This is a genomic window from Pseudomonas sp. FG47 (assembly GCF_057809115.1).
Window position 1 is genome coordinate 323,402 of sequence record NZ_JBMDJI010000001.1, and the last position, 22,797, is coordinate 346,198.

Annotated in this window: 18 protein-coding genes; 12 read left to right on the top strand and 6 right to left on the bottom strand. The window is 64.2% G+C overall.

Going from position 1 to position 22,797, the window contains the following annotated elements; genetic code table 11:
• Window positions 1-27 precede the first annotated feature (27 nt).
• Together gcvH and gcvP are read left to right on the top strand one after the other, a co-directional pair.
• Window positions 28-411 (top strand): glycine cleavage system protein GcvH, encoded by a 384-nt coding sequence (gcvH, locus tag ACODS5_RS01560; RefSeq protein WP_134688928.1) that lies wholly within the window; start codon window positions 28-30, stop codon window positions 409-411.
• Between the two features lie 160 nt (window positions 412-571).
• Window positions 572-3,445, top strand: a complete 2,874-nt coding sequence (gcvP, locus tag ACODS5_RS01565) for an aminomethyl-transferring glycine dehydrogenase (protein ID WP_489107746.1) — start codon at window positions 572-574, stop codon at window positions 3,443-3,445.
• Between the two features lie 85 nt (window positions 3,446-3,530).
• Here gcvP and ACODS5_RS01570 read toward each other — a convergent pair whose 3' ends face one another.
• From ACODS5_RS01570 to ACODS5_RS01580, 3 genes are all read right to left on the bottom strand, one after another.
• The gene (locus ACODS5_RS01570) at window positions 3,531-3,845 is read right to left on the bottom strand and encodes a DUF2388 domain-containing protein (RefSeq protein ID WP_134688926.1); all 315 of its coding nucleotides are present in this window, start codon (window positions 3,843-3,845) and stop codon (window positions 3,531-3,533) included.
• 92 nt (window positions 3,846-3,937) lie between these two features.
• Complete coding sequence (locus ACODS5_RS01575; RefSeq protein WP_489107747.1) at window positions 3,938-5,620, bottom strand: GspE/PulE family protein; 1,683 nt, start codon at window positions 5,618-5,620, stop codon at window positions 3,938-3,940.
• Window positions 5,621-5,717: 97 nt separating this feature from the next.
• On the bottom strand, window positions 5,718-6,044 hold the full coding sequence (locus ACODS5_RS01580; RefSeq protein ID WP_489107748.1) for a hypothetical protein: 327 nt from the start codon (window positions 6,042-6,044) through the stop codon (window positions 5,718-5,720).
• Between the two features lie 126 nt (window positions 6,045-6,170).
• Here ACODS5_RS01580 and ACODS5_RS01585 point away from each other — a divergent pair, with 126 nt between their 5' ends.
• The gene (locus tag ACODS5_RS01585) at window positions 6,171-6,641 is read left to right on the top strand and encodes an Lrp/AsnC family transcriptional regulator (protein ID WP_134688923.1); all 471 of its coding nucleotides are present in this window, start codon (window positions 6,171-6,173) and stop codon (window positions 6,639-6,641) included.
• 146 nt (window positions 6,642-6,787) lie between these two features.
• Here ACODS5_RS01585 and ACODS5_RS01590 read toward each other — a convergent pair whose 3' ends face one another.
• A complete protein-coding gene (locus tag ACODS5_RS01590) occupies window positions 6,788-8,167 on the bottom strand; it encodes a CYTH domain-containing protein (RefSeq protein WP_489107749.1) in 1,380 nt (459 codons plus the stop codon).
• A gap of 128 nt (window positions 8,168-8,295) precedes the next feature.
• Between ACODS5_RS01590 and argE the strand changes: the two genes are divergently transcribed.
• Both argE and argA read left to right on the top strand, forming a co-directional pair.
• Window positions 8,296-9,438 carry an acetylornithine deacetylase gene (gene argE / locus ACODS5_RS01595; protein WP_489107750.1) on the top strand — a complete coding sequence of 381 codons (1,143 nt, stop codon included), beginning with the start codon at window positions 8,296-8,298 and terminating at the stop codon, window positions 9,436-9,438.
• 125 nt (window positions 9,439-9,563) lie between these two features.
• Window positions 9,564-10,862: an amino-acid N-acetyltransferase gene (gene argA, locus ACODS5_RS01600; protein WP_134688920.1), complete on the top strand. Its 1,299-nt coding sequence runs from the start codon at window positions 9,564-9,566 to the stop codon at window positions 10,860-10,862.
• 202 nt (window positions 10,863-11,064) lie between these two features.
• Here argA and ACODS5_RS01605 read toward each other — a convergent pair whose 3' ends face one another.
• Window positions 11,065-12,441 carry a glutamine synthetase family protein gene (locus ACODS5_RS01605; RefSeq protein ID WP_134688919.1) on the bottom strand — a complete coding sequence of 459 codons (1,377 nt, stop codon included), beginning with the start codon at window positions 12,439-12,441 and terminating at the stop codon, window positions 11,065-11,067.
• A gap of 667 nt (window positions 12,442-13,108) precedes the next feature.
• Here ACODS5_RS01605 and ACODS5_RS01610 point away from each other — a divergent pair.
• The 7 genes from ACODS5_RS01610 (at window position 13,109) to ACODS5_RS01640 (ending at window position 21,407) form a co-directional block, all read left to right on the top strand.
• Window positions 13,109-14,467, top strand: a complete 1,359-nt coding sequence (locus tag ACODS5_RS01610; RefSeq protein ID WP_134688918.1) for a glutamine synthetase family protein — start codon at window positions 13,109-13,111, stop codon at window positions 14,465-14,467.
• A 48-nt stretch (window positions 14,468-14,515) separates the two neighbouring features.
• A complete protein-coding gene (locus tag ACODS5_RS01615; protein WP_134688917.1) occupies window positions 14,516-15,877 on the top strand; it encodes an aspartate aminotransferase family protein in 1,362 nt (453 codons plus the stop codon).
• A gap of 169 nt (window positions 15,878-16,046) precedes the next feature.
• The gene (locus tag ACODS5_RS01620; RefSeq protein WP_134688916.1) at window positions 16,047-17,144 is read left to right on the top strand and encodes a polyamine ABC transporter substrate-binding protein; all 1,098 of its coding nucleotides are present in this window, start codon (window positions 16,047-16,049) and stop codon (window positions 17,142-17,144) included.
• 161 nt (window positions 17,145-17,305) lie between these two features.
• A complete protein-coding gene (locus ACODS5_RS01625) occupies window positions 17,306-18,400 on the top strand; it encodes a polyamine ABC transporter substrate-binding protein (RefSeq protein ID WP_489107751.1) in 1,095 nt (364 codons plus the stop codon).
• A 57-nt stretch (window positions 18,401-18,457) separates the two neighbouring features.
• Window positions 18,458-19,600, top strand: a complete 1,143-nt coding sequence (gene potA / locus ACODS5_RS01630) for a polyamine ABC transporter ATP-binding protein (protein ID WP_134688914.1) — start codon at window positions 18,458-18,460, stop codon at window positions 19,598-19,600.
• Between the two features lie 35 nt (window positions 19,601-19,635).
• The gene (locus ACODS5_RS01635) at window positions 19,636-20,517 is read left to right on the top strand and encodes an ABC transporter permease subunit (protein WP_177414182.1); all 882 of its coding nucleotides are present in this window, start codon (window positions 19,636-19,638) and stop codon (window positions 20,515-20,517) included.
• Entirely contained in the window at window positions 20,514-21,407 is an 894-nt protein-coding gene (locus tag ACODS5_RS01640) for an ABC transporter permease subunit (RefSeq protein ID WP_134688912.1), read from the top strand. The genes ACODS5_RS01635 and ACODS5_RS01640 overlap by 4 nt, the downstream gene beginning before the upstream one ends.
• A 111-nt stretch (window positions 21,408-21,518) precedes the next feature.
• Here ACODS5_RS01640 and ACODS5_RS01645 read toward each other — a convergent pair whose 3' ends face one another.
• Entirely contained in the window at window positions 21,519-22,685 is a 1,167-nt protein-coding gene (locus ACODS5_RS01645; RefSeq protein WP_489107752.1) for an AAA family ATPase, read from the bottom strand.
• Window positions 22,686-22,797 lie beyond the last annotated feature (112 nt).

The window sequence follows — 22,797 nt, forward strand, 5'->3', positions numbered from 1 at the left end:
CTGACCCATTACGAGGAATACAAGACTATGAGCCAAATCCCCGCCGACCTGCGTTTTGCCGAAAGCCACGAGTGGGCTCGCCTGGAAGCCGACGGCACGGTGACCGTGGGCATCAGCGACCATGCCCAGGAAGCGCTGGGTGACGTGGTGTTCGTCGAGCTGGCCGAAGTTGGCAAGGTGTTCGCGGCGGGCGACGCTGCCGGCGTGGTGGAGTCGGTGAAGGCCGCTTCGGACATCTATGCCCCCGTGGGTGGTGAGGTGATCGCGGTCAACGAAGAGCTCAGCGATGCGCCGGAGCTTCTGAACTCCGAGCCTTACGAGTCCTGGATCTTCAAGCTCAAGCCAAGCGACAAGTCCGAACTGGACAAGCTGCTGGATGCGGCTGGTTACAAAGCCGCCATCGGCGAGTGACCTTGATTCGCCAGCAAGGCTGGCTCCTACCGGCGATATCCTTGTAGGAGCCAGCCTTGCTGACGAACAGCGCCCTGCGCAACTTTTCCCCGCAATATCGGCGATCCCTTCCTAGACTTGTAAGTCTCCATGAGAACTGGTCCAGGAAGAGAAGATCGCCATGTCCCAGTCGCCATCCCTGCGTCAGCTGCATGAACCCAACGCCTTCCTGCGTCGTCACCTGGGGCCCGATGCCCAGGAGCAGCAGGCCATGCTCGAAGCCCTCGGCGTCGCCAGCCGCAACGAACTGATCGAGCAGACGGTGCCACCGGGCATCCGCTTCAATCGCCCACTCGACCTGCCGCCGGCCCTGGACGAACAAGCCGCGCTGGCCAAGCTGGCCGGCTACGCCGCGCAGAACCAGCTGTGGACCAGCCTGATCGGCATGGGCTACCACGCCACCGTCACGCCCACGGTCATCCTGCGCAACGTGCTGGAGAACCCTGGCTGGTACACCGCCTACACGCCCTACCAGCCGGAGATCGCCCAAGGCCGGCTGGAGGCGTTGCTGAACTTCCAGCAGATGGTCATCGACCTCACCGGCCTGGCCCTGGCCAATGCCTCGCTGCTCGACGAAGCCACCGCCGCCGCCGAGGCCATGGCCCTGGCCAAGCGGGTGGCGCGCAACAAGAGCAACGCCTTCTTCGCCGACGAGCATTGCCATCCACAAACGCTGTCGGTGCTCAAGACCCGCGCCGAAGGGTTCGGCTTCGAGTTGATCGTCGACACTGTGGATAACCTTGCCAAGCACTCGGTATTCGGTGCCTTGCTGCAATATCCGGACACCCATGGCGAGGTGCGCGACCTGCGCCCGTTGATCGAACAACTGCACGCCCAGCAGGCACTGGCCTGCGTGGCTGCCGACATCCTCAGCCTGGTGCTGCTGACCCCGCCCGGCGAGTTGGGTGCCGACGTGGTGCTTGGCTCGACCCAGCGCTTCGGTGTGCCCATGGGCTATGGCGGGCCGCACGCGGCCTACTTCGCCTGCCGCGACGACTACAAGCGGGCGATGCCCGGGCGCATCATCGGCGTGTCCCGCGATGCCCGCGGCAACACCGCGCTGCGCATGGCCCTACAAACCCGCGAACAGCACATTCGTCGCGAGAAGGCCAACTCCAACATCTGCACGGCCCAGGTGCTACTGGCCAACATCGCCGGCTTCTACGCCGTCTACCACGGGCCTGAGGGCTTGCAGCGCATCGCCCAGCGCGTGCATCGGCTGACGTTCATCCTCGCCGCCGGCCTCGAAGCCAAAGGCATCAAGCGCCTCAACCAGCACTTCTTCGACACCCTGACCCTGGACGTCGGCGGCACCCAGTCGGCGATCATCGAAAGCGCCGAGGACGCCCGCGTCAACCTGCGCATTCTCGGGCGCGGGCACCTGGGGCTGAGCCTGGACGAGACCTGCGACGAAGCCACGGTGCTGAAGCTGTTCGATATCTTCCTTGGCGTCGACCACGGCCTGGACATTGCCGCCCTCGACCAGCAGGCCCTGCCCGAAGGCATCCCCGGCGCGCTGGTGCGGCGCACACCGATCCTGCAGCACCCGGTGTTCAACCTGCACCACAGCGAAACCGAGATGCTGCGCTACCTCAAGCAACTGGAGAACAAGGACCTGGCGCTCAACCAGTCGATGATTCCACTGGGCTCGTGCACCATGAAACTCAATGCCAGCAGCGAGATGATCCCCATCACCTGGCCCGAGTTCGCCCAGCCCCACCCATTCGCCCCGGCAGCGCAGGTGCAGGGCTACAAGGCGATGATCGACGAGCTGGAAACCTGGTTGTGCGCCATTACCGGCTTCGACGCCATCTGCATGCAGCCCAACTCCGGTGCCCAGGGCGAATACGCCGGGTTGATGGCGATCACCCGCTATCACCGCAGCCGCCATCAGCCCGGGCGCACGATCTGCCTGATCCCGTCGTCGGCCCACGGCACCAACCCGGCCTCGGCGCAGATGGCTGGCATGGACGTGGTGATCGTCGAGTGCGACGAGGCGGGCAACGTCGATCTCGAAGACCTCAAGGCCAAGGCGCGCGAGGCTGGCGAGCGACTATCGTGCCTGATGGTCACCTACCCCTCGACCCACGGGGTGTACGAGGAAGGCATTCGCGAGATCTGCGAGGTGGTGCACCAGCATGGCGGCCAGGTGTACATGGATGGCGCCAACCTCAATGCCCAGGTGGGCCTGGCGCGGCCGGCGGATATCGGCGCCGACGTGTCGCACATGAACCTGCACAAGACCTTCTGCATCCCCCATGGTGGCGGTGGCCCGGGCATGGGGCCGATCGGTATCCGCGCCCACCTCAAGCCGTTCGTCGCCAGCCATCCGGTGGTGCCAGTGCCGGGGCTCGATCCGAACATCAGCGCGGTCAGCGCCGCGCCCTGGGGCAGCGCGAGCATCCTGCCGATCAGCTGGATGTACATCGCCATGATGGGGCCGCAGTTGGCCGATGCCAGCGAGGTGGCGATTCTCTCGGCCAACTACCTGGCCAGCCAGCTGCGCGACGCCTTCCCGGTGCTCTATCGCGGGCGCAATCAGCGCGTGGCCCATGAATGCATCCTCGACCTGCGCCCGCTCAAGGCGGTCACCGGCATCAGCGAGGAAGACGTGGCCAAGCGTCTGATGGACTACGGTTTCCATGCCCCGACCATGTCGTTCCCGGTACCGGGCACGCTGATGGTCGAGCCCACCGAAAGCGAGTCGAAGGCCGAGCTGGACCGTTTCGTCGAGGCGATGCTGGCGATCCGCGCGGAAATCGCCGAAGTGCAGGAGGGCAACTGGCCGGCCGAGGACAATCCGCTCAAGCATGCGCCGCACACCCTGGCCGACGTGCTGGCGCCGTGGACCAGGCCCTATGCGCTCGAGCAGGGCATCGCCCCCAGCGCTCACGCGCGCCAGCACAAGTACTGGCCGGCGGTGAACCGGGTCGACAACGTGTATGGGGACAGGAATCTGTTCTGTGCGTGCGTGCCGGTGGAGGCATATCGCTGAGAGGGGAACCATCCCCTGTAGGGGCCGCTTTGCGGCCCTTTCGCGACGCAAGGCCGCTGCTCCAGGGGGTGTTTGTTTCGAGGGATTACTCGGCCACGGCGTTCTTGGCCAGGATGGCGTTGGCCAGTTCCATGTCGCTGGCCTGGACGCCCGGGTTATCGGTGCGTACCTGGCGGATCGCGGCTTCCAGGAACGGCCCGCGAATGGCGCCGTCACTGGCGACGAAGCTGCCGGCATCGTCCTGGGCGGCGACGATCAGCTTGTGGTCCTTGAAGGTCAGGTAGGTCGAGGCAGTGGTGGCGCCGGAGGAGATGATGTTGCGCCAGAACGTGTCGGCCATGGCGCAGCCAATGGGCAGCGAGAACAGGACGGTGGCTGCGATGGCTGTTTTGAAACGCATGATGAATCACCTCGGTGGATGAGGGCGGTTGAGATGCTGCTTTGATCGTCTGCGTTGGCCGCAAGTTCCCGCCCATAAAGGGGATTTGTTACTTATCCACAGACGCGCAAGACCTCCTCCAGGCAGGTCCTGCCCTGGGCGACCCGCTCTCGACCATGCCGTCGCAGATCTAGCAGGCCGTCTAGCTCGGCCTGTTGCCGCAGGCCGGCAAGGTCGCAGGCCGGGGTGATCCGCTCACGTAGCGCGGTACTGACCTCAAGCAGCTCGAACAGCCCGGTACGGCCATGGAAGCCGGTGCCCCGGCATCGAGGGCAGGGCTGCTCGCAGTGCTGGCCAGGGTTGTGGCAAAGAGGGCACAAAGTGCGCACCAGGCGCTGGGCCATGACCCCGAGCAGGGTGGCCTTGACCAGGTAGTCGGCCACGCCAAGCTCCAGCAGGCGGGTGATCGCGCCGCAGGCATCCTGGGTGTGCAGGGTCGAGAGCACCAGGTGCCCGGTGAGCGCCGCCTGCACGGCCACCTGGGCGGTTTCCCGGTCGCGGATTTCACCGATCATGATGATGTCCGGGTCCTGGCGCAGCAGGGCGCGGGCACCGCTGGCGAAATCCAGTTCCAGGCTGGGCTGAACCTGCAACTGGTTGATCAGCGGCTCAAGACGCTCGATCGGGTCTTCGATGCTGCACAGATTGACCTGGGGTGTGGCCAGGTACCGGAGGCTGGCATAGAGGGTGCTGGTCTTGCCCGAGCCGGTTGGGCCAGTCACCAGCAGGATGCCCTGGCGTTGCCGCAGCAGGGCCAGCCACTGCGCCAGTATAGGGCCTTCCAGGCCGAGGGCTTCGAGGCTGACGTGCAGTTGCTGGGGATCGGACAGGCGCAGCACCAGCTTCTCGCCGAACGGCGTGGGCAGGGTGGACAGGCGCAACTCCACCTCGGACCCACTGGGCAGGCGGGTTTTCAGGCGGCCATCCTGCGGCCGGCGTTTCTCGGCGACGTTCATCCGCCCCAGATGCTTCAGGCGGCTGACCATCGCCAGGCTGACACCGGCTGGGAACGCGTACACCGCATGCAGCAGGCCGTCGATACGCAAGCGCAGATGGCCCTGTTCGCGGCGGGGCTCCAGGTGGATATCGCTGGCGCGCTGTTCGATGGCGTACTGCAGCATCCAGTCGACGATGTGCACGATATGGGCGTCGTCGGCGCTGGCCTGCGGCTGCTTGCTGCCCAGTTCGAGCAGGTGCTCCAGTTCGCCCAGGCGCGGCGACGGGGCAAGGCCCGCGCCGCGCACCGACTGGGCCAGGCCGAGGAAGGTTGGACGTAGCTGGCGAATCTGCCGCGGGCTGGCCAGGACCCGGCGTACGGTTTTGCCCAGGCTGCGGCGCAGGTCCGTTTCCCATTCGCGTTGATAAGGCTGGGCGCTGGCCACCGTGATGCTGTGTTCGTCCACGGCCACGGCGAGGATGCCGTGGCGCTGGGCAAAGGCGGCAGGCATCAGCCCGGCGACCCGTACCAGGTCGACCTGCAAGGGGTCGATCAGCACAAAGGGCTGGCCAACCTGTTCGGCCAGCCAGCGGCACAGGGTGTCCAGTTCCAATGGCCGGGTTGGGTGTCGCGGGTCTGGCGGGGCGAGGTCGGCGATCAGTTCCAGGGGGTGGTCGCCAGGCTGGGCCTCGGCGCGTTCCAGTACCGCCAGGGCCGTAGCGGGGGTGATCCGTTGCTGTGCCAGCAAGGCGTCCAGCAGGCGGTTGAGATCGAGGAAATGGTTATCGTTGGCGAGCATGGGGGTGTCCTTGCCGGAGTGCGAAGGCTTGGGCAAGGCTAGCTGGACAGCGCGGCGGAGGCCGGGGCAAAGGGTTTCTGGACGTTGCGCGCCACCTTCAGCGGTGAGCAACCTCCGACAGCTGCGGCAGGTTCGCCAGGCACACTTCGCTGACACAGACCAGGTTGCGCAGTTTCTGGGCGATCACTTCGGCGCGGTGCCAGCTCAGGCCGCCGACGCCGATGGCCACGTCCAGCAGGTCGTCGCATTGGCTGACGTTGACGCTGTGCGGGGTAAGGAACTGCAAGGCGAACAGGTTGAGCACACGGCACAGGCTGTCCGGTTCGGCATCGGCCTGCAGGCGGTAATGCACGGTGCAGTGGACTGTGGTGGCGGCCCAGGCGTCGAGGCGGGGTGAGGTGAGGGGCCGTTCGAGTGCGTTCATGCTGGGTCTCCGCGGAAGTGGAGAAATTCTTGCAGTTCAGGCGGGGCATTTCTTCGCTATGATTTAGCTAATTTCGTGCCTTGGCGAATAGTTTTATTCGCCAAAATTTATTTTGGAGAATTGATCATGCTTGGCGAATTGGACGCTTATGATCGGCGTATTCTGGAATTGCTGCAGGAGGACGCCTCGTTATCCAGCGCGCAGATCGCCGAGCGTGTGGGCCTGTCGCAGTCACCCTGCTGGCGGCGTATTCAACGCCTGAGGGAGGAGGGGGTGATTCGTGGGCAGGTGACCTTGCTGGATCGCAAGAAGGTCGGGCTGAACACGCAGATCTTCGCCGAGGTGAAACTCAATGCCCACGGGCGTTCGAACTTCGCCGAGTTTACCGAGGCGATTCGCGGCTTCCCTGAGGTGCTGGAGTGCTATGTGCTGATGGGCGCGGTGGACTTTCTACTGCGCATCGTGACCTCGGATATCGAGGCATATGAGCGGTTTTTCTTCGAAAAGCTATCGAACGTGCCGGGGATCCAGGAGGTGAACTCGATCGTGGCGCTGTCAGAGATCAAGAGCACCACCAGCCTGCCGTTGGGACGCTGAGCACGGCGTCTGGTTCGCCAGCAAGCTGGCTCCTACGGGGACAGGATTGCGCGCAATCACACCGTAGGAGCCGGCCTTGCCGGCGCCATCCACCGCGGCGCCTGGTTCGCCAGCAAGGCTGGCTCCTACGGCGGCAGGATTGGCTATCAGGCCTTGAGCAGCAGCTTCCAGGCGCGGTTCTGCTCGACGGCGCGGGCCTGCTCGATGCGGGCTTCCAGTAGCTCGCTCTTGTCCTCTTCGCCCAGCGGCTGTTCGGCCAACTGGTGCAGCTTGTTCAGCTCACCGTACAGGCGGTCCAGCTGCGGCAGTTCGAGCACCTGGCGGGCGTGGTGCAGCCAGGCCTGGATGCCTTCGATGCGTGGCAACTGCTCGGCCAGGTCCTCGGGACGCTGCACGTACAGGGGCAGCTTCAGCGCGCGGGCTTCCTCGCCGAGCTGATGTTGCAGCCAACTGCCCAGCTGTGCCTTGCCCTGGCGTTCGCCGCGGCCCTTGCGCTCCACGGTCCAGGCCCGGGCATTGAGCCAGCGTGCGGTCTCCAGCGAAAACTGGCCCCAGCGCACGTCTTCGAGCTCCTCGGCGAACTGCTCGGGTGCGGCGCGGCGGATGTCTTCGTCATCGTTGCCGGCCAGCACCAGGGGGCGCCAGTCTTCCAGCAGCGCGTCTAGGCTGCTGCGCAGCGCGCGGGTGGTCGGGCGCGGCGCGGCCTGGCCCAGGCTGGCGGTGAGCGCGCGCAGTTCGGCCAGGCAGCTCACCCAGTCCTGCAGCAAGCGCCAGTGGCCGTTGTGGCGATACTGCTCGGCCAGGCGCTGGCTGCTGCCCAGCAGTTGCCAGGCAAGGGCGGCGTAGGCATCGTCCAGCGGCATTTCGGCGTCCAGCTCGGTGGCCGGCAGGCCCAGTTCGTAGCTGTCCGGTTCGAGCAGGCGGTAGCCGCGCTCGGCCTTGCTGATGTCGCAGGGCATCAGCGCCAGGCTCGCCGACAGTTCGGCGGCCAGTTCCAGCAGCGCCTCCGGGGCGCCCTCGCGCAGTTCGAGCTCCAGCTCGCAGATGGCTTCCTTGCGCTTGCCGGCAACGACGAAGCCCTGGTCGATGGCAGCCTCGATCACCACCTTGGCCTTGCCGCGGCCCCAGGCGATCTCGGCGTACTCGCGGGTGAAGTCGGTGGTGAACAGTGGCTTGATGGTCTTCTTGTCGAGCTCGGCCAGTTGTTCAGGCCAGCAGCTGTCGTCGAGCTTCTTCAGGTCCAGCTTGACCTTGTCCAGCTGCCATTCGAATTCGTTGCGCTCGGACAGGCCCGCCACGCTCTGGCCACGGCACTTGAGGGTCTGGATGATGACCTCGCCGTCACGGCGCAGGCGCAGGGCGACGCGGGCGGCGGACAGGTCGCGCGCCGGGGTGTCGAAGTACTGGTTGAGCAGTTCGCGGGTCTGCCAGCCGGACTTGTTGCGCTTCTTCAGCAGAGGGTGCTCGCGCAGGGCGGCAAGGGTCTCGCGGCTGGCGCGGAGTTTGAGTTCGGTTTCTTTGTGCATCGCGGGCTCGGAAGGAGGGGCATCGTTGTCGGGCAGTCTACCGCACTTGTGCCAAGAGGATTCTGCGGATTGCCAGGTGAAGGGGCGGCATTGCTATGATGCCCCTCATGCTTTCGAGGAGTTCGCGCATGCCGTTGCCGTCGCTGAAAGACCAGTTCGCCGCCCTGATCGCCACGCCCTCGGTCAGTTGCACCCAGGCTGCGCTGGACCAGTCCAATCGCCCGGTCATCGAGCTGTTGGCCGGCTGGCTCGGCGACCTGGGCTTTGCCTGCGAGATCCAGCAGGTCACGCCCGGCAAGTTCAACCTGCTGGCCAGTCGCGGCAGTGGCCCTGGCGGCTTGGTGCTGGCCGGGCACAGCGACACCGTGCCCTACGACCCACAGCTGTGGAGCAGTGACCCGCTCAAGCTGACCGAAACCGATGGTCGTTGGGTGGGCCTGGGCAGTTGCGACATGAAAGGCTTCTTCGCCCTGGTGATCGACGCGGTGATCCCGCTGCTCGAACACGACTTCAAGCAACCGTTGCTGATCCTCGCGACCTGTGACGAAGAAAGCTCCATGTCCGGCGCCCGGGCATTGGCCGAAGCCGGCCAGCCGCTCGGACGTGCAGCGGTGATCGGCGAACCCACCGGGCTCAAGCCGATCCGCATGCACAAGGGCATTCTCATGGAGCGCATCGACATCCTCGGGCGCAGTGGCCATTCGTCGGATCCCAGCCTGGGCCGCAGCGCCATGGAAGCCATGCATGCGGTGATGGCCGAACTGATGGACCTGCGCCGCGGTTGGCAGGAAAAGTACCGCAATCCCCAGTTCAGCGTGCCTACCCCGACCCTGAACTTCGGCTGCATCCACGGTGGCGACAACCCCAACCGCATCTGTGGCCAGTGTGCCCTGGAGTTCGACCTGCGACCGCTGCCAGGCATGGATGCAGAGCCGTTGCGCGCCGCCATTCGGGCCAAGCTGCAACCGCTGGCCGAGCGTCATGACGTGCGTATCGACTACGCGCCGCTGTTCCCCGAGGTGCCGCCGTTCGAGCAGGCCGCCGACAGCGAACTGGTGCAACTGGCCGAACGCCTGACCGGCCACCGCGCGCAAGCTGTGGCCTTCGGCACCGAAGCGCCTTATCTTCAGCAGCTTGGCTGCCAGACCATCGTGCTCGGCCCGGGCGACATCGCTTGCGCCCACCAGCCCGGCGAATACCTGGAAATGTCACGTATCGAGCCTACCGTGCGTCTATTGCGTGAGATGATCCGGCACTATTGCCTGAGCTAAACGTCCATTGACCTGATTCGTTCCTGTCTAGAGGAGACCGCGCGTGACCGCAAGCCTGTTCCGACGATGACTTTCGAACGTTGTGCGCCTTTTCGTTCTCCGTTCACTTATCCACAGGCCCTGTCATGCCCGATTACGTCAACTGGCTGCGCCATGCTTCGCCCTATATCAACGCCCACCGCGACTGCACCTTCGTGGTCATGCTGCCCGGCGACGGCGTTGAACACCCCAATTTCGGCAATATCGTCCACGACCTGGTGCTGCTGCATAGCCTTGGCGTGCGCCTGGTGCTGGTCCACGGCTCGCGGCCACAGATCGAAAGCCGCCTGGCCGCTCGTGGCCTGACCCCGCATTACCACCGTGGCATGCGCATCACCGATGCGGCGACCCTCGATTGCGTGATCGATGCGGTCGGCGCGCTGCGCCTGGCCATCGAGGCGCGCCTGTCGATGGACATGGCGGCTTCGCCGATGCAGGGTTCGCGCCTGCGGGTCGCCTCCGGCAACCTGGTGACCGCGCGGCCGATCGGCGTGCTCGAAGGGGTCGACTACCATCACACTGGCGAAGTGCGCCGGGTCGACCGCAAGGGCATCAGCCGCCTGCTCGACGAGCGCTCCATCGTGCTGCTGTCGCCGCTGGGCTATTCGCCGACCGGCGAGATTTTCAACCTGGCCTGCGAGGACGTCGCCACCCGCGCCGCCATCGAACTGGGCGCCGACAAGCTGCTGCTGTTCGGTGCCGAGCCGGGCTTGTTGGATGAACGTGGGCAACTGGTGCGCGAACTGCGTCCGCAGCACATCGGCCCGCACCTGTTGCGCCTGGGCAGCGACTACCAGGCCGAATTGCTCGATGCCGCCGCCGAGGCCTGCAAGGGCGGTGTGGCGCGCAGCCACATCGTCAGCTACGCCGAGGACGGTGCCTTGCTCACCGAGCTGTTCACCCGTGGCGGTGGCGGCACGCTGGTGTCCCAGGAGCAGTTCGAGGTGGTGCGCGAGGCGACCATCGAGGATGTCGGTGGTTTGCTCGACCTTATCAGCCCGCTGGAAGAGCAGGGCATTCTGGTGCGGCGTTCCCGCGAGGTGCTGGAGCGTGAGATCGAGCAGTTCAGCGTGGTCGAGCGCGAGGGCATGATCATCGCCTGCGCGGCGCTGTATCCGATTGCCGATTCCGAAGCTGGCGAGCTGGCGTGCCTGGCGGTGAACCCGGAGTACCGGCATGGTGGACGAGGTGACGAGTTGCTCGAGCGTATCGAGACGCGGGCGCGGCAGTTGGGGCTCAAGACCCTGTTCGTGCTGACGACCCGTACCGCGCACTGGTTCCGCGAGCGCGGGTTCGCCCCTTGTGGCGTGGAGCAACTGCCAGCGGCGCGGGCTTCGCTGTATAACTATCAGCGTAATTCGAAGATTTTCGAGAAGTCGCTCTGACAGCCACTACGGCCCCTGTAGGAGCGGCCTTGCCGAGGCATCGGACCGGTCGGAAAAGGGTGCGAAGCGCCCCGAGGATTTGTGCTCAAGCTGATATCGCCGGGGCTGCTATGCAGCCCTTTCGCGACGCAAGGCCGCTCCTACAGGGGCGGAGTGGTGGAAGGCCAATGAAAAACGCCGCCCTTGTGGGCGGCGTTTTCGTTTACACGGTGTGCAGGTACCAGTTGTACTCGAGGTCGGAGATCGAATGTTCGAACTCCTCCAGCTCGCTCTCCTTGCACGCGACGAAGATGTCGATGTACTTCGGATCGATGTACTTGTTGAGGATCTCGCTGTCGTCCAGCTCGCGCAGGGCATCGCGCAGGTTGTTCGGCAGGCTCTGCTCCAACTGCTCGTACGAGTTGCCTTCGATCGGCTCGCCCGGCTCGACCTTGTTGACCAGGCCGTGGTGCACGCCGGCCAGCACGGCCGCCATCATCAGGTACGGGTTGGCGTCGGCGCCGGCCACGCGGTGCTCGATACGCACCGCGTCCGGCGAGCCGGTCGGTACGCGCAGGGCCACGGTACGGTTGTCCAGGCCCCAGCTCGGCGCGTTCGGCACATAGAACTGGGCGCCGAAACGGCGGTACGAGTTGACGTTGGGGCAGAGGAACGCCATCGAGGCGGGCAGGGTCTCGAGCACACCGCCGACAGCGTGACGTAGCGCGGCGTTCTGCTCGGGATCCTCGCTGGTGAAGATGTTGTTGCCATCTTTGTCCAGCACGGAGATGTGAACGTGCAGGCCGTTGCCTGCCTGGCCCGGGTAGGGCTTGGCCATGAACGTGGTGTCCATTTCATGGTCGTAGGCGATGTTCTTGATCAGGCGCTTGAGCAGCACCGCATAGTCACAGGCCTTGAGCGGGTCGGCGACATGGTGCAGGTTGACTTCGAACTGCGCCGGGGCGCTTTCCTTGACGATGGCGTCGGCAGGAATGCCTTGTTCCTTGGCGCCCTCGAGGATGTCCTGCAGGCAATCTGCGTATTCATCGAGGTCGTCGATCAGGTACACCTGTGTCGACTGCGGGCGCTTGCCCGAGATCGGCGAGCGTGGCGGCTGCGGACGGCCGTTCACGTTCTCCTGGTCGATCAGGTAGAACTCCAGCTCGAATGCCGCGCAGATGGTCAGGCCGAGGTCGTCGAACTTGCTCACCACCTGGCGCAGCACTTCACGCGGGTCGGCGAAGAACGGCTCGCCTTCGATCTCGTGCATGGTCATCAGCAACTGGGCGGTCGGGCGTTTCTGCCACGGCTCGTTGCACAGTGTGTCTGGAATCGGATAGCAGATACGGTCGGCATCGCCGATGTCCAGGCCAAGGCCGGTGCTTTCGACGGTGGAACCGTTGATATCCAGGGCGAAGAGGGAGGCCGGCAGGTTGATGCCTTTCTCGTAAACCTTGTGGAGGCTGGTGCGCTCGATGCGCTTGCCGCGCACCACACCATTCATATCTGCAATCAGAAGGTCAACGTAGAGAACCTCAGGATGTTCCTTAAGGAACGCGTTCGCTTCGTTAAGCTGAACGGCACGCGGGGGTACCGACATGATGCAACACCTTTGTTGTTAAAAATATCAATCAAGGGGGGCTTGCAACCCCAGTCAATCGGAAAGACCAGGTGAAGTCAAGCCAGCCCCATGATGCCCTTAAATGGCACATCTACGGCAGTTTTGCCGCATATCGGGGCGTGCCATTATCCGCTATTTTCGTGCTGAAGGGTTATCTCGAGCAGGCCGTGTTTTATTTTTTACGGAAGAGTTGTGTAAAAAAATGAACGAGGCTAAGCTCGGCAACAACCCAGAACACAATAATACGAGGGTCACATGGTCCGCCTGCCGAGACCTGCCAGCGCCGCATGCACGGTGCGTTCAGGTACATCTCCCGGTTGCCGTCCGGTCATTGCGCGCCTGCATCGAAGGGGCGTCGCGCTGGCCGCAATAATTGACGGTTCGCATAAAAAGGCCATGCCTCGTAACGCTTTAGCGCAGCACTTCCTTTCCGTTCACCCTTCGCCCCGTACCTGCGGCCACGCCCAGCGCGCGTATTCGCCGCCGCTCTGCGCGGGGGGTTTTGCTTTAGCCAGCCACAGCATCCAGAATCAAGGCGCGGGCCTGTCCAGGCCCCTCGGCGTCGCACGCGCCGACTTTGCCCGACGCCCGGCGTCAGTGGCGGCCGGTTCTGCGCAACCGGGCCACATTACCTCCTGAGGTATTTATGAGTACCAACCTCGACCAGCTCACCGATTGGTTGAAAGAGCACAAGATCACTGAAGTGGAATGCCTGATCAGCGACCTGACCGGCATTACCCGCGGCAAGATCTCGCCCACCAACAAGTTCATCGCCGAAAAGGGCATGCGCCTGCCCGAGAGCGTGCTGCTGCAGACCGTGACCGGCGACTACGTCGACGACGACATCTATTACGAATTGCTCGACCCGGCCGACATCGACATGATCTGCCGGCCCGACGAGAACGCGGTGTACCTGGTGCCCTGGGCCATCGAGCCGACCGCCCAGGTGATCCACGACACCTATGACAAAAAGGGCAACCCGGTCGAGCTGTCGCCGCGCAACGTCCTCAAGAAGGTCCTCAAGCTCTACGCCGACAAGGGCTGGCAGCCGATCGTCGCGCCAGAGATGGAGTTCTACCTGACCAAGCGTAGCGAAGATCCGGACTTCCCGCTGCAACCGCCGGTGGGCCGTTCCGGTCGCCCGGAAACCGGGCGCCAGTCGTTCTCCATCGAAGCCGCCAACGAGTTCGACCCGCTGTTCGAAGACGTCTACGACTGGTGCGAACTGCAGCAGCTGGACCTCGACACGCTGATCCACGAGGACGGCACGGCGCAGATGGAAATCAACTTCCGTCACGGCGACGCGCTGCACCTGGCCGACCAGATCCTGGTGTTCAAGCGCACCATGCGCGAGGCCGCGCTCAAGCACAACGTGGCCGCCACCTTCATGGCCAAGCCGATGACCGGTGAGCCGGGCAGCGCCATGCACCTGCACCAGAGCGTGGTCGACGTGGCCACCGGCAAGAACATCTTCTCCAATGCCGATGGCAGCATGAGCGAGCTGTTCCTGCATCACATCGGCGGCCTGCAGAAGTTCATCCCCGAGGCGTTGCCGCTGTTCGCCCCCAACGTCAACTCGTTCCGCCGTTTCCTGCCCGACACCTCGGCGCCGGTGAACGTCGAGTGGGGCGAGGAGAACCGTACCGTGGGCCTGCGCGTGCCAGATGCCGGCCCGCAGAACCGCCGTGTCGAGAACCGCCTGCCGGGCGCCGACGCCAACCCCTACCTGGCCATCGCCGCGAGCCTGCTGTGCGGCTACATCGGCATGGTCGAGGGCATCGAGGCCAGCGCGCCGGTACAGGGCCGTGGTTACGAGCGACGCAACCTGCGCCTGCCGCTGACCATCGAGGACGCCCTGGAGCGCATGGAGAACAGTCGGGCGCTGGAGCAGTACCTGGGCAAGAAATTCATCGCCGGCTACGTCGCCACCAAGCGCGCCGAGCACGAGAACTTCAAACGCGTCATCAGCTCCTGGGAGCGAGAGTTCCTGCTGTTTGCTGTGTGATCAACCCTGAGGCCGCCTGTTGGCGGCCACCGGAAAATGGAGAGGCACATGAGCGTCAACAACCCGCAAACCCGTGAATGGCAAGCCCTCAGCGGCGAGCACCACCTGGCTCCGTTCAGTGACTACAAGCAACTGAAGGAGAAGGGGCCGCGCATCATCACCAAGGCCCAGGGTGTGCATTTGTGGGACAGCGAGGGGCACAAGATCCTCGACGGCATGGCCGGCCTGTGGTGCGTGGCGGTCGGCTATGGCCGGGAAGAACTGGTGCAGGCGGCGGAAAAACAGATGCGCGAGCTGCCGTACTACAACCTGTTCTTCCAGACCGCCCACCCGCCGGCACTGGAGCTGGCCAAGGCGATCACCGAGGTGGCGCCCAAGGGCATGACCCATGTGTTCTTCACCGGTTCCGGTTCCGAGGGCAACGACACCGTGCTGCGCATGGTCCGCCACTACTGGGCGCTCAAGGGCAAGCCGAGCAAGCAGACCATCATCGGCCGCGTCAACGGCTACCACGGCTCCACCGTGGCTGGCGCCAGCCTGGGTGGCATGAGCGGCATGCACGAGCAGGGCGGCCTGCCGATCCCGGGCATCGTGCACATCCCACAGCCGTACTGGTTCGGCGAAGGCGGCGAGATGACCCCGGACGCCTTCGGCGTGTGGGCGGCAGAGCAGTTGGAAAAGAAAATTCTCGAAGTCGGCGAGGACAATGTCGCCGCCTTCATCGCCGAGCCGATCCAGGGCGCCGGTGGCGTGATCATCCCGCCTGAGACCTACTGGCCGAAGGTCAAGGAGATCCTCGCCAAGTACGACATCCTGTTCGTCGCCGACGAAGTGATCTGCGGCTTCGGCCGTACCGGCGAGTGGTTCGGCTCCGACTACTACGACCTGGCCCCCGACCTGATGACCATCGCCAAGGGCCTGACCTCCGGTTACATCCCCATGGGCGGTGTGATCGTGCGTGACAAAGTGGCCCAGGTGCTCAGCGAAGGCGGCGACTTCAACCACGGCTTCACCTATTCCGGCCACCCGGTGGCGGCGGCGGTGGGCCTGGAGAACCTGCGCATCCTGCGTGACGAGCAGATCGTCGAGAAGGCCCGCAGCGAGGTGGCACCTTACTTGCAAAAACGCCTGCGGGAGCTGCAGGACCACCCACTGGTGGGCGAAGTGCGCGGCCTGGGCCTGCTCGGCGCGATCGAGCTGGTCAAGGACAAGGCCACTCGCAGCCGTTACGAGGGCAAGGGCGTGGGCATGATCTGCCGCAACTTCTGCTTCGACAACGGCCTGATCATGCGCGCGGTGGGCGACACCATGATCATCGCGCCACCGCTGGTGATCAGCCGCCAAGAGGTGGACGAACTGGTGGAAAAGGCGCGCAAGTGCCTGGATTTGACGTACGAAGCGATCAAATGACGGTCTGCTAGGCTGGCGAGGTGACATTAAGTCCGTTACAGGCGCTGCTTTTGTTGAAACAGCGCCTTGTAACTTGCCAGACTAACGGCTGTTTCAGTCGCCCAGCGCGTGACCGGTGGGGCCTGGCTGCTGAACAGATGGCTTGATAATAAATTCTGGAGCATAACGCATGAAGAAAATGGGCAAGACGCTGCTGGCCGCCGCCCTGATGGGCGCCATGGCCACCGCTGTTCAGGCTGAAGACAAGGTGTTGAACGTCTACAACTGGTCGGACTACATCGCGCCGGACACCATCGCCAAGTTCGAGAAGCAGTCCGGCATCAAGGTCAAGTACGACGTGTTCGACAGCAACGAAACCTTGGAAGCCAAGTTGCTGGCCGGCAAGTCGGGCTACGACATCGTGGTGCCGTCCAACAACTTCCTGGCCAAGCAGATCAAGGCTGGCGTCTACGAGGAGCTGGACCGCTCCAAGCTGCCCAACTGGAAGAACCTCGACGAAGACCTGCTCAAGGCCGTCGGCGACGCCAGCGACCCAGGCAACAAGCACGCGTTCCCGTACATGTGGGGCTCCATCGGCATCGGCTACAACCCCGAGAAGGTCAAGGCCGTGCTGGGCGTGGACAAGATCGACTCGTGGGACGTGGTGTTCAAGCCCGAGAACATCGCCAAGCTCAAGAGCTGTGGCGTGAGCTTCCTCGATGCGCCGACCGAAATGCTCCCAGCCGCCCTGCACTACCTGGGCAAGCCGAGCAACAGCACCAAGAAAGAAGACCTGAAGGCCGCCGAGGACCTGTTCCTGAGCATCCGTCCTTCGATCACCTACTTCCATTCCTCCAAGTACATCGGTGACCTGGCCAACGGCAACATCTGCCTGGCCGTCGGTTACTCGGGTGACCTGGAGCAGTCCAAGGCCCGCGCCCACGAAGCCGGCGACAAGGTCAAGCTGGACTACATCATTCCGAAAGAAGGCGCCGGTACCTTCTACGACATGGTCGCCATCCCCAAGGATGCCGAGCACAAGGACGCTGCCTACAAGTTCATGGACTTCCTGATGCAGCCTGAAGTCATGGCCGAAATCACCAACGCCGTGCGCTTCCCGAACGGCAACAAGGCCGCCACCGCCTTCGTCGACAAGGACATCACCAGCGACCCGAGCATCTACCCGCCGGCCGAGGTGAAGAAACAGCTGTACGCGATCGCCGCCCCCGAGGCTGCCGCCCAGCGTGTGATCACCCGCAGCTGGACCAAGATCAAGTCGGGCAAGTAAGCCCGATGCGGCAACCTCTGGGCCGGGCTTTTCCGGCCCAGAGGCCAGTAAAGGCAAATAAGTTTGCGGCATCCACGCCGTGAAGGTAAGTTGCGCGCCGGTTTTGCGTGTGCGGCCGAGTTCTACTGCCCGCAAAGGCACTGATTGTGAGGACCACCCACTTGTCTATTTCTGTTTTTCGCCAGGCCTTGATGGCCGGAGCGGGTCTGACGCTGGCTTGCAGCGTCCAAGCGGCGCCCACGGTGCACATCTACAACTGGTCCGACTATGTCGGCCCCACCACCCTCGCCGATTTCCAGAAGGAAACCGGCATCGAGCCCCGCTACGACGTGTTCGACAGCAACGATACGCTGGAAGGCAAGTTGCTGGCCGGGCGCAGCGGCTACGACGTGGTCGTGCCGACCAACCATTTCCTTGGCAAGCAGATCAAGGCGGGCGCGTTCCAGAAGCTCGACCGTGACCTGCTGCCCAACTATGCCAACCTCGACCCGTCGCTGATGAAGCGTCTGGAGAAGAACGATCCGGGCAACCAGTACGCTGTCCCCTACCTGTGGGGCACCAATGGCATCGGCTACAACGTCGACAAGGTCAAGGCGGCGCTGGGTATCGACAAGATCGACTCCTGGGCGGTGCTGTTCGAGCCCGAGAACATGAAGAAGCTCAGCAAGTGCGGGGTGGCCTTCCTCGACTCGGCCGACGAAATGCTGCCGGCGGTGCTCAACTACATGGGGCTGGACCCCAACAGCAGCGATCCCAAGGACTACCAGGCGGCCGAGCGGAAACTGCAGGCGGTACGTCCTTATGTGACCTACTTCCACTCCTCGAAATACATCACCGATCTCGCCAATGGCGACATCTGCGTGGCCGCTGGTTTCTCCGGCGACGTGTTCCAGGCCAAGGCCCGCGCTGAAGAAGCGAAGAAGGGCGTCAAGCTGGCCTACGCCATTCCCAAGGAAGGCGGCAACCTCTGGTTCGATGTGCTGGCGATCCCCAAGGACGCCCGCAACGTCAAGGAGGCGCACGCCTTCATCAACTATTTGCTGAAGCCTGAGGTGATCGCCCAGGTCAGTGATTACGTCGGTTACGCCAACCCGAACCCCAAGGCTGGCGACCTGATGGACCAGGCCGTGAGGACTGACGCCGCGGTTTACCCACCGCAGGAAGTGCTGGACAAGATGTTCGTCAACGCCGAGTTGCCACCCAAGGTGCAACGTTTGATGACCCGTAGCTGGACCAAGGTCAAGTCGGGCAAGTAACAATCCAGGCCCGCCAGCGCAGCGGCGGGCACACAAATCTTGTTGGGAGTTTCACTCATGGCAGTTGCCTCCGGTGCCTATAAGAAAGCCCTCGAGGGTGGCCAGCAACCCAAGCAGGTGCTGGTCAAGATCGACCGGGTCACGAAAAAGTTCGACGAAACGGTAGCCGTGGACGATGTGTCCCTGGAAATCCGCAAGGGCGAGATCTTCGCCTTGCTGGGCGGCTCCGGTTCCGGCAAGTCCACCTTGCTGCGCATGCTGGCCGGCTTCGAGCGTCCGACCGAAGGGCGGATCTTCCTCGACGGCGTCGACATCACCGACATGCCGCCCTACGAGCGGCCGATCAACATGATGTTCCAGTCCTACGCACTGTTCCCGCACATGACCGTGGCGCAGAACATCGCCTTCGGCCTGCAGCAGGACCGGATGCCCAAGGCCGAGATCGACGCCCGCGTGGCCGAGATGCTCAAGCTGGTGCACATGACCCAGTACGCCAAGCGCAAGCCGCACCAGTTGTCCGGTGGCCAGCGCCAGCGCGTGGCCCTGGCCCGTTCGCTGGCCAAGCGTCCCAAGCTGCTGCTGCTCGACGAGCCGATGGGCGCGCTGGACAAGAAACTGCGCTCGCAGATGCAGCTTGAACTGGTGGAGATCATCGAGCGCGTGGGCGTGACCTGCGTGATGGTGACCCACGACCAGGAAGAGGCCATGACCATGGCCCAGCGCATCGCCATCATGCACCTGGGCTGGATCGCCCAGATCGGCTCGCCCGTGGATATCTACGAAACGCCGACCAGCCGCCTGGTCTGCGAGTTCATCGGCAACGTCAACCTGTTCGAAGGTGAAGTGATCGACGACGCCGAAGGCCACGCGATCATTGCCAGCCCCGAGCTGGAGCGCAAGATCTACGTCGGCCACGGGGTCACCACCTCGGTCGAGGACAAGCACATCACCTACGCCCTGCGCCCGGAAAAGCTGCTGGTGACCACCACCCAGCCTGAATTCGAGCACAACTGGTCGCGCGGCAAGGTCCACGACATCGCCTACCTGGGTGGCCACTCGGTGTTCTACGTCGAGCTGCCCACCGGCAAGATCGTCCAGTCGTTCGTCGCCAACGCCGAGCGCCAGGGCACCCGCCCGACCTGGGACGACGAAGTCTACGTGTGGTGGGAAGACGACAGCGGCGTGGTACTGCGGTCATGAAGCTGCGCAAGCTCAAGCGAGCGTTCCAGCGCATCGTGCCGGAGGGGCGGCACCTGGTGATCGGCGTGCCGTTCATCTGGCTGTTCCTGTTCTTCATGCTGCCGTTCTTCATTGTGTTGAAGATCAGCTTCGCCGAAGCCGACGTGGCGATCCCGCCGTACACCGAGATCTACACCTACGTCGAAAGCAAGATCCAGTTGGTGCTGAACCTGGCCAACTATGGCCTGCTCACCGAGGACGAGCTGTATATCTCGGCCTACCTCGGCTCGTTGAAGGTGGCGTTCTTCAGCACCCTGCTGTGCCTGTTGATCGGCTACCCGATGGCCTACGCCATCTCCAAGGCCCGCAAGGAATCGCAGACCGTCCTGCTGCTGCTGATCATGATGCCGACCTGGACCGCGATCCTGATCCGCGTCTATGCCTGGATGGGCATCCTCAGCAACAACGGGCTGCTCAACAGCTTCCTGCTGTGGCTGGGGCTGATCGACCAGCCGCTGCAGATCCTCAACACCAACCTGGCGGTGTATATCGGCGTGGTCTATTCGTACCTGCCGTTCATGATCCTGCCGTTGTACGCCAACCTGGTGAAGCACGACGAGAGCCTGCTCGAGGCCGCCTCGGACCTGGGCTCGAGCACCTTCAACAGCTTCTGGAAGATCACCGTGCCGCTGTCGAAGAACGGCATCATCGCCGGCTGCATGCTGGTGTTCATTCCGGTGGTGGGCGAGTTCGTCATCCCTGAGCTGCTCGGCGGCCCGGAAACCCTGATGATCGGTAAAGTGCTGTGGCAGGAGTTCTTCAACAACCGCGACTGGCCGGTGGCGTCCGCCCTGGCGGTGGTGATGCTGGCGATCCTGATCGTGCCGATCCTGCTGTTCAACCGTAGCCAGGCCAAAGAAATGGAGGGCCGCGCATGAAACGCTTCAGTTTCTCCAAGCTGATGCTGGTGCTCGGCTTGCTGTTCATCTACCTGCCGATGCTGATCCTGGTGATCTACTCGTTCAACGCCTCGAAGCTGGTGACGGTGTGGGGCGGCTGGTCGGTGAAGTGGTACGTCGGCCTGCTCGACAACTCGCAACTGATGGGCTCGGTGATGCGCTCGCTGGAGATCGCCCTGTACACCGCGGTGGCGGCGGTGGCGCTGGGCACCCTGGCGGCGTTCGTGCTGACCCGGGTCACCCGCTTCAAGGGCCGCACGCTGTTCGGCGGCCTGGTCACCGCGCCGCTGGTGATGCCCGAGGTGATCACCGGTCTGTCGCTGTTGCTGCTGTTCGTGGCCATGGCGCAGATGATCGGCTGGCCGCAGGAGCGCGGCATCGTCACCATCTGGATCGCCCACACCACGTTCTGCGCCGCCTATGTGGCGGTGGTGGTGTCGGCGCGCCTGCGCGAGCTGGACCTGTCCATCGAGGAGGCGGCCATGGACCTGGGCGCCAAGCCGTGGAAGGTGTTCTTCCTGATCACCATCCCGATGATCGCGCCGTCGCTGGCGGCGGGCGGCATGATGTCGTTCGCCCTGTCGCTGGATGACCTGGTGCTGGCCAGCTTTGTCTCCGGCCCTGGCTCGACCACCCTGCCGATGGAAGTGTTCTCGGCCGTGCGCCTGGGCGTGAAGCCGGAGATCAACGCCGTGGCCAGCTTGATCCTGCTGTCGGTTTCGCTGGTGACCTTCCTGGTCTGGTACTTCAGCCGTCAGGCCGAAGAGCGCCGCCGCCGGGCGATCCAGCTGGCGATCGAAGAGGGCGCAGCGGCGAACGTGTCGCAGCCCCAGGCCCGTCGCCCGGCCTCGGCCGCCGCGCAGGCCTGAACCAGGTGATACCGTAGGAGCCGGCCTTGCCGGCGAACACCGGCATAGCCGGTGCCATGCACCGCGGTGCCTGGTTCGCCAGCAAGGCTGGCTCCTACGGCGTGCGTCTGATCAGCCCTGATCCGGCCAGTACCAGGCCGGTTCATCGAGCAGGCCCTGGCCGACGATGCCGGTCTGCCCCAGGGTCTTTTCCAGGTGGATCGAGTTGCAGTCCTGATCTTCCTCCAGCGCCGCCACCAGACGTGGCGCGTGCGACACCACCCACACCTGGCAGTGCCGCGCCGCGCGACGGATCAGCCGGGCCAGCGCCGGCAGCAGGTCCGGGTGCAGGCTGGTCTCCGGCTCGTTGAGCACCATCATGCTCGGCGGGCGCGGCGTGAGCAGGGCGGCCACCAGCAACAGATAGCGCAAGGTGCCGTCGGACAGTTCCGCGGCGCTCAGCGGGCGCAGCAGGCCGGCCTGATGAAAGCGTAGACCGAACAGGCCACCGGGTTGGGCGTCGACGCTGAGCCGGGCGCCGGGAAAGGCATCGCCGACCGCATCCTGCAGCGCCTGCAGGTCGCCAATTTCGTCGATGGTCTGCAACGCGGCGGCAAGGTCACGCCCATCGTGGTGCAACACCGGCGTGCGCGTGCCCAGCCGGGGCTGGCGGGCAGGGGCTTGGACATCGGTCCTGAAATGGTCGTAGAACCGCCAACTGCGGATTCGTTCGCGCAATTGCAGCACCTCGGGCGAGCCTTGCAGGCTGCCGACCTGGTCGAACAGGCTGTCGAATTCGGTCATGTGCTGGTGCAGCACTTGCCACTGGCGGCCGTCGCGCGCCTTGACCATCGCCGCGTTGCGCTGCACCAGCTGGCTGGCGGGGCGACACAGCGGCCCGGCCCAGATGGTCTCCTGCTTGATCTGCGGGTCGAGGGCGAACTTCGACTTGCTGGGTTCGGGCAGGCCGAGGCTGATCGCGTAGCCGAAATCCTCGCTGGCGAACCCCATCTTCAGGCGTTTGGCGTGCTGGCGCGGGCCACCTTCGACGGGCACCTCGCCGCTGCGCATGCGGCGGGTGAGCGTTTCGGGGCCGGCCCAGAAGGTGGACTCCAGCCCGCCTTCGGCCGCCAACGCATTGACCACGCCGCCGCGGGCGGTTTCAGCCAGCAGGCGCAAGGCCTTGTACAGGTTGGACTTGCCGCTGCCGTTGGCCCCGGTAATCACGTTCAAGCGCCCCAGCGGCATCACCAGTTGGTTGATCGAGCGGTAATTGGCAATGGCCAGGGTGTTGAGCATGGGCGGCATCCTTGAGCGGTCGGACGGCAGTATCGCCGATCCCGCCTCGCTTTGTTGAACCCTGGCCAATGCCGTTTGTCGATCCCTGATCTACGCTTTCAAACGCATCCCT

What these genes read in the sequence shown, in the direction of transcription:
- argE (WP_489107750.1), top strand. Translation starts at nt 8,296, where the DNA reads ATGCCGTTGCCGTCGCTGAAAGACCAGTTCGCCGCCCTGATCGCCACG.
- ACODS5_RS01605 (WP_134688919.1), bottom strand. Translation starts at nt 12,441, where the DNA reads ATGTCGGTACCCCCGCGTGCCGTTCAGCTTAACGAAGCGAACGCGTTC.
- ACODS5_RS01590 (WP_489107749.1), bottom strand. Translation starts at nt 8,167, where the DNA reads ATGCACAAAGAAACCGAACTCAAACTCCGCGCCAGCCGCGAGACCCTT.
- ACODS5_RS01580 (WP_489107748.1), bottom strand. Translation starts at nt 6,044, where the DNA reads ATGAACGCACTCGAACGGCCCCTCACCTCACCCCGCCTCGACGCCTGG.
- gcvH (WP_134688928.1), top strand. Translation starts at nt 28, where the DNA reads ATGAGCCAAATCCCCGCCGACCTGCGTTTTGCCGAAAGCCACGAGTGG.
- ACODS5_RS01645 (WP_489107752.1), bottom strand. Translation starts at nt 22,685, where the DNA reads ATGCTCAACACCCTGGCCATTGCCAATTACCGCTCGATCAACCAACTG.
- ACODS5_RS01585 (WP_134688923.1), top strand. Translation starts at nt 6,171, where the DNA reads ATGCTTGGCGAATTGGACGCTTATGATCGGCGTATTCTGGAATTGCTG.
- ACODS5_RS01610 (WP_134688918.1), top strand. Translation starts at nt 13,109, where the DNA reads ATGAGTACCAACCTCGACCAGCTCACCGATTGGTTGAAAGAGCACAAG.
- potA (WP_134688914.1), top strand. Translation starts at nt 18,458, where the DNA reads ATGGCAGTTGCCTCCGGTGCCTATAAGAAAGCCCTCGAGGGTGGCCAG.
- argA (WP_134688920.1), top strand. Translation starts at nt 9,564, where the DNA reads ATGCCCGATTACGTCAACTGGCTGCGCCATGCTTCGCCCTATATCAAC.
- gcvP (WP_489107746.1), top strand. Translation starts at nt 572, where the DNA reads ATGTCCCAGTCGCCATCCCTGCGTCAGCTGCATGAACCCAACGCCTTC.
- ACODS5_RS01615 (WP_134688917.1), top strand. Translation starts at nt 14,516, where the DNA reads ATGAGCGTCAACAACCCGCAAACCCGTGAATGGCAAGCCCTCAGCGGC.
- ACODS5_RS01640 (WP_134688912.1), top strand. Translation starts at nt 20,514, where the DNA reads ATGAAACGCTTCAGTTTCTCCAAGCTGATGCTGGTGCTCGGCTTGCTG.
- ACODS5_RS01570 (WP_134688926.1), bottom strand. Translation starts at nt 3,845, where the DNA reads ATGCGTTTCAAAACAGCCATCGCAGCCACCGTCCTGTTCTCGCTGCCC.
- ACODS5_RS01575 (WP_489107747.1), bottom strand. Translation starts at nt 5,620, where the DNA reads ATGCTCGCCAACGATAACCATTTCCTCGATCTCAACCGCCTGCTGGAC.
- ACODS5_RS01620 (WP_134688916.1), top strand. Translation starts at nt 16,047, where the DNA reads ATGAAGAAAATGGGCAAGACGCTGCTGGCCGCCGCCCTGATGGGCGCC.